This window comes from Arthrobacter sp. AIWTK1 (genome assembly GCF_056680535.1).
On sequence record NZ_CM155287.1, the window covers coordinates 1096182 to 1111807 of the forward strand.

Sequence of the window (15626 nt, forward strand, 5' to 3'; positions counted from 1 at the left end):
GGCTGGCTGGCCAGATTATGGCAGGCGGCGGCATGCAGGCCGTGCTGGTCTGCTCTCTTGGGTGCCGGGCGCGCGGGTGGCCAAGGCGAGAAGGTTCCGAAGGTGCACACGTTGCATCTCAAAATGGTCACAGCGTGCCGCGACCGGATTCCCGCTTGGCGCGATGCGATAAGCGTCCGGCATGGGAACATGCTGTAATGACTGATTCAGATCACGCGGTCCCTGGAGCCAAGAGTAGCGCTGACTTTGATGGCTGCGCTGTTTGTAGCCTCAACTACGATTTCGTTCTCCCGCCTCAATTGATTGAGGCGGCCAAAGAGGGTCGCCTGGTAATCTTTGCAGGCGCTGGAATCAGTACAGAGACTTCCAGAGTTTTCCCGTCCACTTTCTATGACGAGATTAGAGCCGAACTCCCGGACAATTTCTCGGGTGATGATTTCCCGTCAGTCATGTCGGCTTACGAGAAACTCAACGGTCGCCTGCAGTTGGTCGAAGAGGCGATGAAGCGGATTCGGTACGCGGAGACCTTTCCGGCTGTCCGACAGTTTGCCTCAATGTTTCATGAAGAGTTATCAACAATTTCCCAAGTTCGTGAAATTATCACTACGAACTGGGATTCATTTTTTGAAGACGTTTGTGGTGCCATCCCGATCGTAGTTGACGGGGACTATGCCTTTTACAATCTGCCTGATAGAAAGGTCTACAAAATACATGGCTCGTTGAGAAACATCTCGACTTTAGTGGCAACTACGGACGACTACGCGGAAGCGGAAGCTAGTCTTCGCTCGTCCGCTGTAGGTGGCACCCTCCGGCATTTGTTAGCTACCAAAATGATCGTTTTCACTGGCTACTCACTCCGCGATGCAGACTTCCGCAACGTCTACGAGCCCCTGATGGAGGGCATGGGTAAACTGCGGCCGGTCTCCTATTTCGTAGGACCCTTCGACTCGCCGGAGGCCGAAACGCTGGGCCTTAGGCACATCAAGACGGACGGGACGCATTTCCTACGATCTCTAAAACAACATCTCCAAAATAGCGGTGATTTGCTCTCGGATGAGGTTTTAGAGCGTTCCCGCAAGCTGCGGCGTTTCTTAGTGGCGGCCCATCAGGAGACGGCAGACATGGACTGGCGTTCGCATCCAGAAATATTCTTCTCACTGGCGTACCAGGATGGGATGCTCGATGCTTTTGATCGCATTCAGTCGCAATGGATAACTGGTGAATATACAAATCCGGAACATGTTCGTAATACACTCCGCAGCTACAGTCATTTGCACCACGTAGCGGTTGAGCGCCATCGGTACTGGGACGCAGCCTACGTCAACGGCTACTTAAATGGGCTCATGACATTGGTCGTTGACGAAGAGCATCTCGAGCTACTTCCGCTCTACGAGTTGTTCGAGGACTCCGTTTATGGCTTCTCAGAGGACGAGGAGGATGAGGACGCTTCGCAGGATGAGTCGGAGCTGCATGTGCACGAAGAAGCAGATGATGCCGAAGAAGTAGTAACAGAGGACGATGACGACGACGCTCCTCGTCAGTTCGCGCCAGATCATTGGACCGAAGATGAACTGATACAAGCTTTAGAAGGTCTGTTTGAGGCGATACCTGAAGCCCTAAAAGAAGCTAAAGGGTATCTGGCAGGACTGGGGCCGGGCATGGTTCCGCAGCATACACCGTTCTTGTACGGTGTAATGGACTGAGCTGGATTACCCCTATCCATGCCATGGTCATCTGGCTGATCGGCGGTTCGTACCTGACCGCGCAGTTCCCCCCAATATCCCAATTGGCGTCTGGATTGTGGGCTTCATCCTCATCACCACACTGCTGAACATTTTGGGCATCAAGGTGGCGGACAAGGCCAACTACGTGCTGATGGCGTTCCGGCTGCTGGTCATCGTGTTCTTTGTGATTCTCTCAATCGGCAACGTGGTGTCCACACAGGGCGCCGGCGGCCTGGCCAGCACCCAGCCGTTCCTCAACGACACGTCCAGCTTCGCCACCATCTCCGCCGGTGCCGCAATCGCTACGTACTCGTTCCTCGGGTTCGACGCCGTCACCACGCTCACCGAGGAAACCATTGAACCGCGCAAGAACATGCCACTGGGGCGGGTTCGACCGGCCACTCGTCGCACCGCCCGTAAGCGGACAAAATGGCGTTAGGCAGCGCTACGCGGGCTTCTGCGCCGACCCGATATTTAAGAAGGCAATCGAGATGCAGGCCGTCCGGCAGGCGACTGCTCACTACGAAGCAGCTGGTTACAGTGTCGAAAACGTCGGCGCCTTCCGCTCCTACGATTTGCTGGCAATACGTGGTGACGAAGAGCGTCACATCGAAGTGAAGGGCTCTCAGGGATACGTCCAGAAAGTCATCCTGACGCGCAAGGAGGTTACGCACGCTAATGACTATGGCCTGACGGACTTGGTTGTGGTGGCTGATATCCAGTGGGAGCGCCACCTCGATGGTTCCATCGCCACCGACGACGGGACGATGAGCGTCTACCCGGATTGGCGGCCTTCGCCGGAGAACCTGAAGCCGCTGAGCTGCGAGTACTTCCTAGACTAAGACCCGGTTTTGCTTTGGGGGGTCGGAGGACCGACCCCCCAAAGAAGGAGTTTAGTAGACCTTGTCGGCCAGCTTGTCTGCGAGGTCCGCGGGTGCAAAATCGTTCGTGTGGTAGGTAGTCCAACCTTGCTCCGCGAGCCAGTCGTCGCGTTCGTCATCCCGTTCGACAAGTACCGCCACCCGCGAAGTCGCCCAGGATAGATCAACTTGCCACTGGTTCTCGGGGCCAATATCGGCGCCCCAGTCTCCAAGCTCCACATTCACCTCGACGAGCTCGGGAATGAGTTCCTGGAGCTCGGGGCCGGATTCGGCGAAGACTGTCAACCAGGGGCTTTGACGCACGCTGACAGGTACGTTGTCGTCATGGGAAACGTCCGAGACGCTGCCTGGTTTTTCAGCGCCGGTAGTGGCAACGGGGTTCAGGGCTGCCCAGTCCATAAAGCCAAGCCCGATCTGACCATGGACGCCAAACAGGGAGCCCCGGTCGAGATTGGAATTGAAGAGTTCGCAGCTTGTTTCCGGCACGAGGACGCAGCAGTGGCAGGCTGCCAGGTTACGGGCATCGGTACCAGACCCGCGGGATTCGATGCAGACAGGATCCGCTGAACACCACGACGTGCGGAATAGTCCTTCGTCCAAGGAAGGGCCGAGGCGCCTCGGGCCCGCCTGTGCAGCGATGCCGCCCAGGCTGCCTGCGGAGTCGGACGATGCCGTATACAAGAGCACTCCGACTTGATCCGGACCCACATAGAGGCGTTCCCGAATAGACGACGCGGGGTAGCCAGCGTCCAACGAGAGCTGGTCGATGATGATGTGGGAGAGCGTGTGGATCAGCGTCTCAACAATGGTGACGGGAATCGGGTCCTGGCCGCGCTGCTCAGCTGCGCGCTTCGCATTGAGGCGGAGAGTCTTCTCCCTGCCAGCTGCGAAGTCCGTTTCAGCCCAAGTCTCAACCTGTGATCGGTCCAGCGCCACAAAGAGTCCCTCACCCAGCGTCTCAATTGCGGGAAGCCAATTCTGGCGGTTGTCGTCAGGTGACAATGGGGACAACTTGGCGTCAGGCTTGTCTTCGCTCCTGGGGTGCAGACGGCTAAAGCCGAACAGGGCCCGGACCTCCCTGAGCCGGGTGACCTTTCGTGCCGCCTTGATCCAGTGTTGATGGGCCTCCGGTACGGCGACTTTCTCAGCTACAAAATCGGTGTCCGGGCTGTCACGGCGGCCGTTCATCAGCGCTAGGAACTCTTGCTCCCGCAGCTGGTCCTCTGAAAGCTCAGCTTCCTCACTGCCATGGAATTGGCGCTTTATTTCAGCGCGAAGTTCGTCGACGGAGAAGCGTCCGTCAAATTCCTGGACCACGCCCTCGAGAACCCATGTGGAACTGGGGTCCAGAGCCTGCGGTTGACTGAGCTGAGAGGCTTTTGACGTCACCACCTTGGCGAGAAATTCGGAATATGGCGGGATCGAGATTGCCGACCGAACCACCGGGAACCAGACATTTGACGCACCGCGCTGAACCGTTTTTGAGGCTTTGCCACATCCACGTTCGCTGTAGCCCCAGCCGAGCCAGGGGCGGTTCCCCTGGCACTTCATTTCCTTCAAGGCAATTGAGTTGAACGCATCGGCCATGGTTCGAGACTTTCCGCACGAGCACCGCACAACCATGTCGGCAAGCGACGACGTTCGGCCCTCGGACGCGAGAGACAGCGCATGATCCGCGTCGTCGCTCGGGGTGTGACCATGGACCCAGTAGGAGTAAGGGAAGTCGTCGATGTGTCCGTCCTCGCACGCCACAACGAATCGGGAGGGAGTGAGCGGTGCAAGGGACTTGCACAAGCCACACTTCGGGTCCTCGTACGATGCCTGCAGCTGTTGAACCCGTCCGATTCGATTGCAGTTGGGGCACACGAGCATCTGGGGAAAGCGCACAACCGGGATCTTCCCGCGCGTGCCAGCTGGCGGTAGCAGAAGCTCTGATACCCCCAGACTACGTGCCAGGCGCGGCTCACTGACCGGCTTCAAATGATTTTTGTCCCATTGATCGATGCTTGTGATCATGAAGCTGTTGTTTTCGGCGGGGAATAGACTCCCTACTCCGAACGTGGAGATCAACTGGCTGCGTCGGGCAGCATAGGTCTTTCTAGCCAAGGGAGGCGTCCTTCCTCATAGGGGCCGGCCGGAGCGCGGTTTCGGCGTCCACGTCGCGCATGCTTCGGGGTGTCGGCCAGGGGATGCTGCTCGTGCTGTAGACGAAGTCGGGGTCTTCAAGGGCTTTGCTGGAATCGATAAGGAGCGAGCGTGGCGAATTCTTCTTGCCTTCGTATGGCAGGTCGGCGTCCGCCAGGGCAGCCTTTCGCCAGATGTTCAGCAGCCGCTCGAGCTCCTCGCGAGTTGCTGGGGCTTCTTCCGAATCGACAGCCGCGACACGGTCGCCTATCCACGACATGATTCCGTCAACTGTTGGGGATTCGTCCCGGACCTGACCAGCAGTACTCCGCAGCTCCGGGACGAGCATCCGAAGCGCAGAGACGAGGGTGGCGTGAAGTCCTCGGTCGCGCGACCGAGCCGCGAAAGGCGTGGCACTTGTGGCTTCCACTGCCCGGTAAAGAGCACCGTGAAAGTCGTTGAACGATTCGTAGTGCGACCGGTCCCGTGTCCGCGCAGCATTGAAGATTGTCACAACAAGGCCCGGGTGCTGACGCCCTACCCGGCTGGTCGCCTGGATGTACTCAGCGCTGGACTGTGGCTGTCCCATAACGGCCATCAACCCCAGACGATCCACATCCAGGCCTACTGAGATCATGTTGGTAGCCAGCACCACGTCCTCGGGCGTGAGGCCACTCATCAGGCTCTTCTCCAGGGACTTTAGAGCCTCGGGGATCTTATGGTTTTCGACGCGGCTCGTGAGCTCGCTCAACTGGATTCCACGCGCCCCCAGCCTGCCCTCCCGTTTGGCCAGAAGGTTAAGGCGAGCTCTAACGTCGTCGTATACCTGAAGGTAGGCGGAGCCAAGCACGCGCAAGCTATTAAAGTAACCGACCAGCGTCCAGTACGGATCGCGGTCCTCTGTTGCGGCCCCTCCGATCACGTTCGCTGAGTGAAGTAGGGATGCGTAGGTGCGCACCATGAGCGTGGCGTGGCTCGTGCCAGATGCCAGAACGCCGACATATTGCCGCGTTCCGAACTGATCGGAGGGCGCCTTGTTGGCGAAGAAGGAGTCGTCGGGGTCAAGCCCGGGCGGCGGGAACAGGCTGGATTCGCGGTTGAAGACGGACCGGATCTGATCCTTGGCTCGTCGGATTGTTGCCGTCGAGGCAATGATTTTAGGCTTTCGACTGGAGGAGCCATCTTCACGGCCGATGCCGCTTGCCGCCAGGTCGACCGCTGTTTCAAAGAGACCGACGGTTGAACCGAGGGGCCCCGAGATGAGGTGCAGTTCGTCCTGGATGATGAGGTCCGGGCCCAGATCGGCAGGAGAGATACGTCCGAACAGAGTTGCGATTTCACCTCGCCAGGACATACCGGCGAACTTGTCGACGGTTCCGATTACAAGTTCGGGCCGTTCCCGGTAGACGTCCGCGTCGATAATGTGAATGGGGAGTCCATCTGAGAAGTCGCACACCTTATTGGAGCAGCTGACGATCATCCGGTCCGAGGGAACTTTGACGATCCGATAGTCGTCGACCGTGAGCCGGGTGCCGCACCAAGGGCAGGCCTCGATCTGCTTCGGGTTGCCTTCGACGACTTCCTGGTTATTGCGAAGCTTTCCCAGGTTCGTTCGTGCAGTTGCGATGTCATTCGGCGTTGCGCCCCCGCCCACCCAGAGTCCGATGCCGAAGGGTGCACCGCCGACCCGGTCCTCATTCCCCAGTCGAACAGATTCCAGGGAACAAATGAGCATGGCAGCACGCTCGAATTGTTGGATCGTCAGAAGCCGGAGGGTATAGCGCATGATGACGGCCACGCCCCGGACGCTTGTATTCCGCAGCCGTCGGAGCAGCGTGAGGTATGCGACAAGCCCCAGATAGGCTTCTGTCTTTCCTCCACCTGTGGGGAACCAGAGGAGATCAGCAATGTCGCGTTCCGGGTGCTGATCGTCGGTCACTGACGGCAAGTTAATGAGGATGAACGCAATCTGGAAGGGTCGCCACGCCTGGGCGCCCAGTACGAACTCGCCTTTGGCGCCTTTCCGGACCCAGTCCTGGCGCGAACGCTGCATGTGCATAGCCTGATTCGCGAGCTGAAATGCCTCAAAAGCTTTCTCATCGTTGACCAGCAGCTTGATGCCAGCTTTGATCCGATCGTGGGCTGTCCCCGCCTGCTTCATATGATCGGCAGCGACACCGCGCAAGTGCGGAGGAACCTGGGTTTGACCGTCTGCTGTCACCGAGGCACCGGATGCAGTGATCCACGCTGCGTAGTCCTCGGCGAGCAAGTTCAGCTGCGCGACGACATCTTCGCGCGTGGCCGAACCCATGAACGAGAGTGACAGGTTGGCGTTGCTGACGCCAGCCATGGACCGGTGGACGTCCTGCCGGGGAACAAACGTGGTGGTCACTCGCCGACAGAGCCGGCCATCGACGTCGGACGGCTCCACATCGACTGCACAGCCGTGCCCGGCGCCGAAGACCATGTGGTTTCGGTAGAGGAGTTCGGAAGACGCCAGGTCGGGGTCCGAGGGGAGGGTGGTTCGCAGCTTCGAACGATCCACAAGAGCGGGCTTCTCGGTGTGAACGGAAAGGCCAGCCTGGAACCAGCACGCCACGTCTTTGTCTGAAGTGGGGTCAGGTTTGGGCTGCGTGTTCCGCAGCACCACGGTCACGGTGACGACAGTCTCTTCGGGAATGCGCACCAAGGCGTACAGCTCCAAGGCCCCGCCCTCCAACAGATGCCTTTGGGGCCCAGCTGAAGTCAGGTCGATTTGCACCTCGGGGAGTTCTGCAGGCAAGCGCTGCCAGTCATATACGTCGCGGCGCTTGCTGCCGCTGTCCCGGACAGTGGGGATTGGGGCATATCTGGCGGCAGTAGGCGAGACGAGCAAAACGGTAGAAAGCGTGGTGTCGACGGAGACCGTTATGCCTACGCTGCTCGGGTAGGTCAGCCGTGCGTTCGCCACGGGGCTGTCGACCGAGGCCTCGCCGGAAGTGGCAGCTACGGACTCCGGCTCGTCCGGGGCCTCGGCATATGAGTCATCTGCAGCCGGCCAGAGCACTCCTGTCACATACCGCTCAAGAGGGCGCTCCGTGATGAGCTCCTCGGACGCGCCCGGCCCGAAGAGGTCGGTGACAAGGCGATCCACCATTTCGCGGCGGAAGGCGTATTTACTGTCCAGTTTCGACACTGTCATTCTCCTAATCCTTGATCCGGCTGATAAGTCCGGTAAGCCGCGGTACCAGCCACATACCGGAGGAACCGAGTCCTGCGAGTTTGGTCTCCTCCGGATGGCCCGTGGCGCACTCAATGGATGTGACCCGAGCGCCGGTAAAGGCGATGGGCCACTCTTGGCCGCGGTGTCCTTTGAAGCCGAAATTCCTCTTCAGTGCGTACGCAAAAGATTGACTGGTTCGGCCAAGCACGCGGCAGTCGCTCGTAGTTAGCGTGTAGCGGGGAACTTCACCGGGCTCCGGCTGGGAGTCAATGCGGCCGGAAACGACTTCTCCCAGAAGGTCATCCAGTACAAGGCTGTTCTGGACCGCCTGAGCGTCTCCGTCTGCCGGGTAATAGGGCGAAATGTCGTCAATGTCGGAGTTCATGAACTCCATCCGTGCCGTGTATTGACCGAACTTCCCGTAAGCCTTCTCCAGCCATCGCCCCGTGGACCCGTCGGCGCGCTTGAGGATCTTTTTAGGCAGTTTGGTGGAGACGATCTCTTCTCGAGCCCGGCTCAGGGCTACGTACTTCTGCTTCAAAGTCGCTGCGTTATGTTCTGCGGCGGGAGATCCGAACTCCGGTTGCAGATAAAGGACATTGGTGAACTCGAGCCCTTTGGCCCGATGTACTGTCGAAACGATCAACGGAGCGACGTCGGCCACCGTGAGGGTCAACGGGATCGATCTGCTGCGCAGCCTTTGGCTGAGCTGGGGGACATTTAGTGAGTCGTACGCGGAGAAGTTGCCCTCGGCCGTCTTCAACGCGAGCCAACGGTCTGCCGCTGCCTCACCGAAGAGTTGATGCAGGCGTGACTTTATCTCGTCGGCGTCATAGGTCCTGTCTTCTAGATCCTTGAAGACCTGATGGACCCACGGCGCCACACTCATGTCCTGTGCTTTCCGCCGGATCAGGTGCGGATACCCGTTTTCCCACAGAAGTTCACTCGCGATGAGGACTTCGTAATTGGTCGAACAAAGCAGGGCTGTTGTGTCGCCTTCCTTCGGGCTGAGCGCCCCGGACTCATTTAGTACGGAGGTGCTGGAAACTTCCCTGCGGAAGTCGTCGAGCAGCATGTGCGCGGCCTCGCACGCTGGGTCGTCGAGTGCTCCCAGGTTGCGGATCTCGTCGCCAACGGAGATGAGCTCCCTCGTGCGATCCGTCACCGCCCTATAGTGCTTTGCCAGCGTCTGTTGATCAGCATCAAACTCCCTGACGAGGGTCTCGATGAGCTCCGCCGAGGTGCGTTTGGACTCGGATTCTTCCAGCTGGAAGTCGTAGATACCCTGTAACGGGTCGCCGAGCACAGTAAAACCAAGGTCGTCGCCGAGAGCGGAGAATAGCGCCAAGACGAGCTCCGCGCGGTCGCCCACGAGGTCCTGAGCTTCGTCAACCAGGATGTGCTTCAGATAAGTGAGCCGATCGGGCGTCTCGTCTCCGGCGATGTATTTCGTGGCTTTTCGGATCCGGGCGTCAAAGCTGTCGCCCAGAGTCTCTTCGTCCATGTCGATCAGAATCTGCGCCGCAAAGGAGTCGAAAGTGCGGATTTGAAGTCCATCGAGATCATGGATGCGTGCCCGTTTCCTGACAGCTTCTACAGCCGCCCGGGAAAAGCTAAGCACAAGGATTTCGTCGGCAGGATTCAAGCCATCTTCTACCAAGGTCTTTACCCGGGCCAGAAGGACCTCTGTTTTTCCTTGCCCGGCCGCGGCCGTCACGAACATTCGCGCATCCGCCTCGGCTTCCGCAACTTCTCGCTGACTCTCGTCCAGTTCAATCTCGGCGAGCACTACGAACCGTCTTTCCACAGGTAGTCCAACTGGGTAAACGCCAACTTGTGGCCATACTGATCCAAGTTGTCCTTAACGTTGACGATCAGGACTTCTTCGCTTCCGCCGTTGAGCGGTCCGCGGAGGCCGCGTCCAATCATCTGGATGTACTTGTTCGGCGAGAACGTAGGCCGGCAAACGTATACGGCGTCGACCTTGGGTGCGTCGAAACCCTGGGTAAGCACGTCGAAGTTGGTCAGCACGCGGATCTTTCCCTTGCGGAATTCCTCGATTATGGAGCGTCGGTGGCCCAAGTCCGTTTTTCCCGAGATGGCCGCTGCAGGAACACCCTCAACGGTCAGGACAGCTGCGAGAGCTTCGGCGTGTTCCACTGAAGCAGCGAAGACCAAGGTCGGCCCCTTCGTCTCGGACGCCTTGATATGGTCGAGAATCGCTTCGTTGCGCTGCGTGCTGTCTGCTACGTGCTGCAGGTCGATCCGGGCCTCAAGCATTGCACTTTGGGAATCCTCGTCTGTGGCCGAGCGCATGTCCTTCAGCTTGAGCTCGATACCCTTCAGCTCGCGATGGTTGACCTTAGCCAGGACACCCATGCCCTGGAGATACTCGTGGGCGTCTTCCGCACTGAACTCATCCGGCTCGATGAGGTTGCTTCCGAATCGGGCTACAAGTCGCGCGGTCTCCTTCTCGTTCGTGCCCCGATATGGCGTGGCCGAAAGTCCAAGCAGGGACCGGGACTTTTCGGTGAATGAACGGCCGAACCAGGAAAGGACTGGAGTGTATGACGTTGCGGTCGCCCCGTGGGCCTCATCAATGATGACAAGATCGGGGTTAGACATCCATTCATACATGGATTTGCGGGACTGTTGGATGCTGCTCAGCGTCTGAATGGTTGCGACGACGAGGTGGAGTTTCGTTTCCTCTCGGATGGCGTTGTTCCCGCCCCACAGCCGGCTCACCGCCATTCGCTCACCAGGAACTCCCGCTGCCTGCCAGACATAGGTCCACGTGTCGATGGCCTGCTCGCAAAGTTCTTCAGATTGGGCAATCCAGATGACCAGGCGGTGATCTTCCTTCGGTGAGGCTTTGATATCCCGGATGACTGATTCAACGGCTACGCGTGTCTTGCCGGCACCCGTGGGCAACTGCACTAACCCGCGGCGGTGCTTGGTATCCCCAGCAAGGAGACCGACGATCTTCTTGCTGGTCGTTTCCTGGTACCGGTGAAGGGGGTTCAAACCCACCGGTCCAACGAACTCTTCGCGTTCCGGCTTCTTCTTGATTGACTCTCCAGCCATGGCCGGGGAGAACCCGAGCTCTTTCACGAACTCTTGGGCCGTGCGCCCGCCGCGGAACTGATCAGGCGTTTCAATGCCGGCTTCCGACAGGGCAGGCTTGAGCACTTTGAGGAGGCTGCTGCCGTGTAAGTTGCTAACGATCTCGAACAGGCGTTCATCGGTGAGGTCAAGTTCACGGGCATCCAGCATCTTCATGACCGCGTCTGGGATCAGCTTTCGAAGGGTCTCGCGACCAACAAGTTCGGCGATCTTGCCGGCATCCGTCTTTTGCTTGTTGACTCGTCCAATTCGGGCTTGGGCTTCGTCGTCCTTTTTGAGCTGCCGCATTGACTGCATGACCTGCGCGGTCGCGCGTTTGCTGCCGAATGCACCGAGAATTGTTGTGAGCAACGCCTGGTCACCCTGCGGGGCCCGGTAGTAAAGGACACCATCCTGGAGGTAGGACGCTTTGGGCGTGGCTTCCGCCCGAGAGTCGAAGCTGTTTGTTCGCACTTCATCCACGGAAGTGCAAGGAACACAGAGGGTCTGGACGGCAACTTCACTGGCTGCGCGCTTAAGGAACGGAAACTTCGACTTTATGCTCTCGGGTACCTCCCCATCCATAGGCGTGGCGCGGGCTGAGATATGGAACTCGACCGTGACCGGCTTGAGCCCCCAGTTCTCGGCTAGGGCTTCGTCCAAATCTGGATGGCCGGTGTATATGACGGGCACGTCCGCTGTATCAACCAGATAGTCGCGGGAGCCGAGGTCCGCAGCCAGAACTACATCAGACGACAGGTAGCGTGTGTTTCGACCTCCGCTGAGAGGAGTCAGAAGCTCCTTCGGTGGACGCACATCGAGGACGGCAAGCGCCCCATAAAGTTCATGCAACTGGAGAATGGGCAGACGCTGCTCTGCCAATGAAAGGACGAAACTCCATTGGATCTTGCGTGTATCGGTGGGCAGTCCTAACGCCCTAGATTCCTCCTCTCCAGGAAATGGCAAAAAGTCTGTGGGAATCCCATCGATTTTGCCCACGCAGTGCTTGGTGTCTACTAAGCCGAGAGGGGTCTCAAAAGCGCCGTGGTTTTTTACCCACCAAAGGTCTGGCCCGTCGATTGTTTCAGCGGTCCTGAAGCCGCTGCTGAACTCAACTTTTGTCGGGTACTGCGGCCGGCCCAAAATTGTACGTGTAACCTTTGCACGGGTTGCTGCAGATGCATCCGCCAACAGATGGAGTCCATCTGTTGTCAAAGCCTGGCCAAAGCGGATTCCGGCTTCGGAAAGACGGACCGGTCCGTTCCGGGACTCGTTTGAAAAGCGGGTTGCCTCTTGCCCCTTCCATAACTCGTAGGTGCCCCCGGCGCGGACCATCTTCGAGTCCCCAAGTGACGTTCGTGCGCCCAGATTTCTCAGCAGGGCAAGGTCGTGGCCGTGGAACTGATCGTCTACTAGAAGGTGCTCATCCCCGATGTTGGTTTGAGGAATCAAGCCACCCGGCAGCCAGACATCACCCAGCGTGCGCCACATGTGATCGCGGCACCGAACAAGAATTTTTGTCGGTTCTGTTCTCTCATTAAGTATGGAGAGACTTTCCGGGACGGACAGCGACCGGGTTAATTTCCAAAGAGATCCGGCCAGATCTGTATCTAGATAGTCTCCGGCGACATCGCTCGCGACACGATTGACGATACCCCTGCCGTCTTGCGCCTGGAGGTCGAGGGCCCGAAGGTAAGCATTCGCATTTCCATGATGCATTAGCTCATAAGACACAACATTGGCTGACTCGTCGTCAGCCTTCATGGGTAGAAAGACCCTCGATGTGATTGGCGGTTGGACGCTGCCATCTGACATCAGGACAATCCGGCTTCGCCGCATTGCGGGCCTATAGTCGCTGTATGACTTGTCGATCATCGCCGCTATCTGCAGGGCGTTCTCGTAATCCTGCAGTTCTCCTCCGGCGACAACTTCTTCCAGCCACTCCTCAAGGGTGGCGCGCTTAAAATTCGCTTCCTTCAAAATGCGTATGACCTGGGATTCCCGTCGCAACGCCGACGAGTGTAGCCAGTGCCGGTCAGCTGGCACCCATGAGTCCCAGAGCGCGATGAGACGAGTTGCTTCTTCCAGTGGTGGTTGTACTTTGATTTCACTGGGGAGCCTGAGCACGCCTGATCTGTCCGGCAGACACGGTGCGAACGGCAGAATTTCAAAAATCGGTTTGTTGATCACGGAGTCGGCCCATGAACTTGACTCCTTGTCACGCGACGGCAGAATGTCCAGAAAGAGAGCCGGATCTTCAGGTGTCCTGAGGTCGTTTAGGGCGCTCGCCACCATACGGGGAAGTGTCCGAGTGAGAATTTCCCGATTATAGAGGGTCTCCAGCATGCTGTGGCGGTCCTCATTCATTTTGAAGGCCGCGTTAACGATGCCGCGAAGCGACGTCTCGTGCTGAGTCGGGAAGTAGTTCCAGAAGCGGCCCATCTTGCGCCGCTGGTTGCCTGTCAACGGGACAGCCCAAGTCACGTCGACATTTTGTCGCGCAACGATGCTGCCGGCCTCGATCGCAGCTTGAGGGCTGACTTCATGCCTATTTTTGAATATCAGCCATTCGCTGCTGTTGGCGCCGTCATAGAGGCTGACACGGCTGCCGTCGCGTGTTGCTGTCCACGTCCAGGACGAGCTTTGGGCTCTGTCCTCAAATTCAAGGGAACCAATTTTGTCGGAGAAGAGGAGGAACTCCTCGGGAAACTTCTTCATTTCGTCCGAGAGCCAGGAGACGCTGCCACTCAGGGGAAGCTTGACCACCGTGGTGGCCCATTCAAAAAGCTCAGAGAGGACGGGGTCTTTGGCCGCTTCGACGTCGGGGTCCACCGGGGTGGCCAAACGCAGAATCGGATAGGTAGCCAGGCGCGGATACAGGCCCTCCAAAAGGTTTCGGCTTTGATCCTGGCTCCATGCGACGGAACCGCTTCGGCTGAATATCATGGGCTCGTCGGTCACCTGAATGACTGATTTGAACCCGAGGCCGAAGCGGCCGATCTCGTCGTCGCGCTTCTCGGAGGAGTGGGACAGCATGAGGGTCCGGAATCCGGCCTCGGTGAAGGGCTGCCCTTCGTTCGCGCAATAGAGTGCATCCCGTGTCAAGACGACTCTGATGCGGCCGCCCGGTTCCTTGATGGCGTCAGCAGCGTTCTGGACAAGCTCATTGAGCTGTTTTCGACCGTAACCGCCCTGAGAGATAGCGGCCTCGATATTGCTGTGCTCGCGTACCAGATCCGGGCGAGCCCGGTAAGCGTTGAGCGCGCTTTCCGTTTCGGTCGCGACGAACCTTCCGAGCGGCGAGGTCGTACCCGCCCATGAATGCTGAACCATCATTGGTTCTATCCCCCAAATCGAGATTAGTGCTCTCGGCCCCCGCCGAAGTCTTCACGCTAATATCTACCATTCAGAGGCGACATTTATGCGAAGCCAGGCTTACCAAAGTGAGCTCTTCTAGAAATGTTGCAGCAGCTGTGCGGCAATGGCGCGTCCCAGGGCCGTCGGAACAGCGTTGCCAATCTGCTTTGCTATCGCGGTCTTGGACCCAACCCACAGCCGATCGTCTGGGAATCCTTGGAGCTTGGCTGCCTCGAGGTGCGTGATCGCCCGGTGTTCGGTCGGGTGGAGGTACCGACCCTTCTCAGGCTTGAAGAATTCAGTGCGCACCGTAACTGAAGGCTTGTCCCAATGCATACGTCCCATGACGTCGCCGGAGCCCGTTTTGTGGTCTTTCCAACAACGTGCCAGCAGTGAATCCGGCAGGTCAAATCGGTTTCCGCCCAAGGGTATGTTCACGAATCTGTCGAGAGAGAGCTCTGCATAGTCCCGACTCAGGTGAAGCTCTGATGTGCGGAAAGGGCCTGCGAAGTTTCTCCCAGCGTACCGGGTTGAACGGGACGGTAGGAGGGTGGCGGTAACTCGAGGCTCTATACCCCTCAGCGCATTGCGTACAGTCCGATGCCTACCGATATGCGTCGGCATCGGAAATCCTGGAAAAGCGAGGTCCTTTCGATGGCCGATGAGTATCGCTCTTTTTCGTGCTTGTGGGGCTCCGTAGTCAGCTGAATTCAGCACGTGCCACTGAAAGTCGTAGTCTTCGATGAGACCACCTGCGGCAGTTGCGTCTCTGAAGTCTTGAAGCTGCTGAGACTTACCGAACGCTGGCACGTTCTCCACTATGAAGTACTTGGGCTTCGCTCTGGACAGCGCTTCCGCATATGGCTGCCACAAACTGTTCCTGATGTCCTCAGGATCCTGCTTACCTAGCTGAGAGAATCCTTGGCACGGCGGTCCGCCGATCACGACGTCCACTTCAGGGACCGTTTCCTTCTTGAGCCAGTCCTGAATCGGGCCAGCGTATACCTTGTCGCCAAACGTCGCCGCGAACGATGCAGCGGCTGCAGGTTCGAACTCCACAGCGCGTTCGGTGACGAAGCGGGGGGAAGCCGCGTAGAAACCCTGGGTAAGCCCGCCAGCTCCGGAGAAGAGGTCCAAGACAGCGATGGATTTGGAGGTCTTCTTCCGCCCGTAGGGAGAGGTTTGCGCGACGGGATGTGTACTCATGATGGACTTAGAATATAGCCCCTGGCGTCG

At 58.3% G+C, this 15626-nt stretch carries 8 protein-coding genes; 3 read left to right on the top strand and 5 right to left on the bottom strand.

Annotation, left to right across the window (positions count from 1 at the left end):
* Window positions 1-197: 197 nt before the first annotated feature.
* The 3 genes from AC1MDG_RS05165 (at window position 198) to AC1MDG_RS05175 (ending at window position 2566) form a co-directional block, all read left to right on the top strand.
* Entirely contained in the window at window positions 198-1703 is a 1506-nt protein-coding gene (locus AC1MDG_RS05165; RefSeq protein WP_479807953.1) for an SIR2 family protein, read from the top strand.
* Window positions 1704-1800: 97 nt separating this feature from the next.
* Window positions 1801-2163, top strand: a complete 363-nt coding sequence (locus AC1MDG_RS05170; protein ID WP_479807954.1) for an amino acid permease — start codon at window positions 1801-1803, stop codon at window positions 2161-2163.
* A gap of 52 nt (window positions 2164-2215) precedes the next feature.
* A complete protein-coding gene (locus AC1MDG_RS05175) occupies window positions 2216-2566 on the top strand; it encodes a protein NO VEIN domain-containing protein (RefSeq protein WP_479807955.1) in 351 nt (116 codons plus the stop codon).
* Window positions 2567-2617: 51 nt separating this feature from the next.
* Here the strand turns inward: AC1MDG_RS05175 and drmB are convergent, their stop codons facing one another.
* From drmB to AC1MDG_RS05200, 5 genes are all read right to left on the bottom strand, one after another.
* Entirely contained in the window at window positions 2618-4711 is a 2094-nt protein-coding gene (gene drmB, locus AC1MDG_RS05180; RefSeq protein WP_479807956.1) for a DrmB family protein, read from the bottom strand.
* Entirely contained in the window at window positions 4704-7904 is a 3201-nt protein-coding gene (locus AC1MDG_RS05185; protein WP_479807957.1) for a helicase-related protein, read from the bottom strand. Before AC1MDG_RS05185 ends, drmB begins: the two co-directional genes overlap by 8 nt.
* Before the next feature lie 10 nt (window positions 7905-7914).
* Window positions 7915-9720, bottom strand: a complete 1806-nt coding sequence (locus AC1MDG_RS05190) for a UvrD-helicase domain-containing protein (protein ID WP_479807958.1) — start codon at window positions 9718-9720, stop codon at window positions 7915-7917.
* Window positions 9720-14369, bottom strand: coding sequence for a DEAD/DEAH box helicase (locus tag AC1MDG_RS05195; protein ID WP_479807959.1), 4650 nt, complete (start codon window positions 14367-14369; stop codon window positions 9720-9722). Before AC1MDG_RS05195 ends, AC1MDG_RS05190 begins: the two co-directional genes overlap by 1 nt.
* Window positions 14370-14486: 117 nt before the next feature.
* Window positions 14487-15596: a DNA cytosine methyltransferase gene (locus tag AC1MDG_RS05200; RefSeq protein WP_479807960.1), complete on the bottom strand. Its 1110-nt coding sequence runs from the start codon at window positions 15594-15596 to the stop codon at window positions 14487-14489.
* Window positions 15597-15626: the final 30 nt, after the last annotated feature.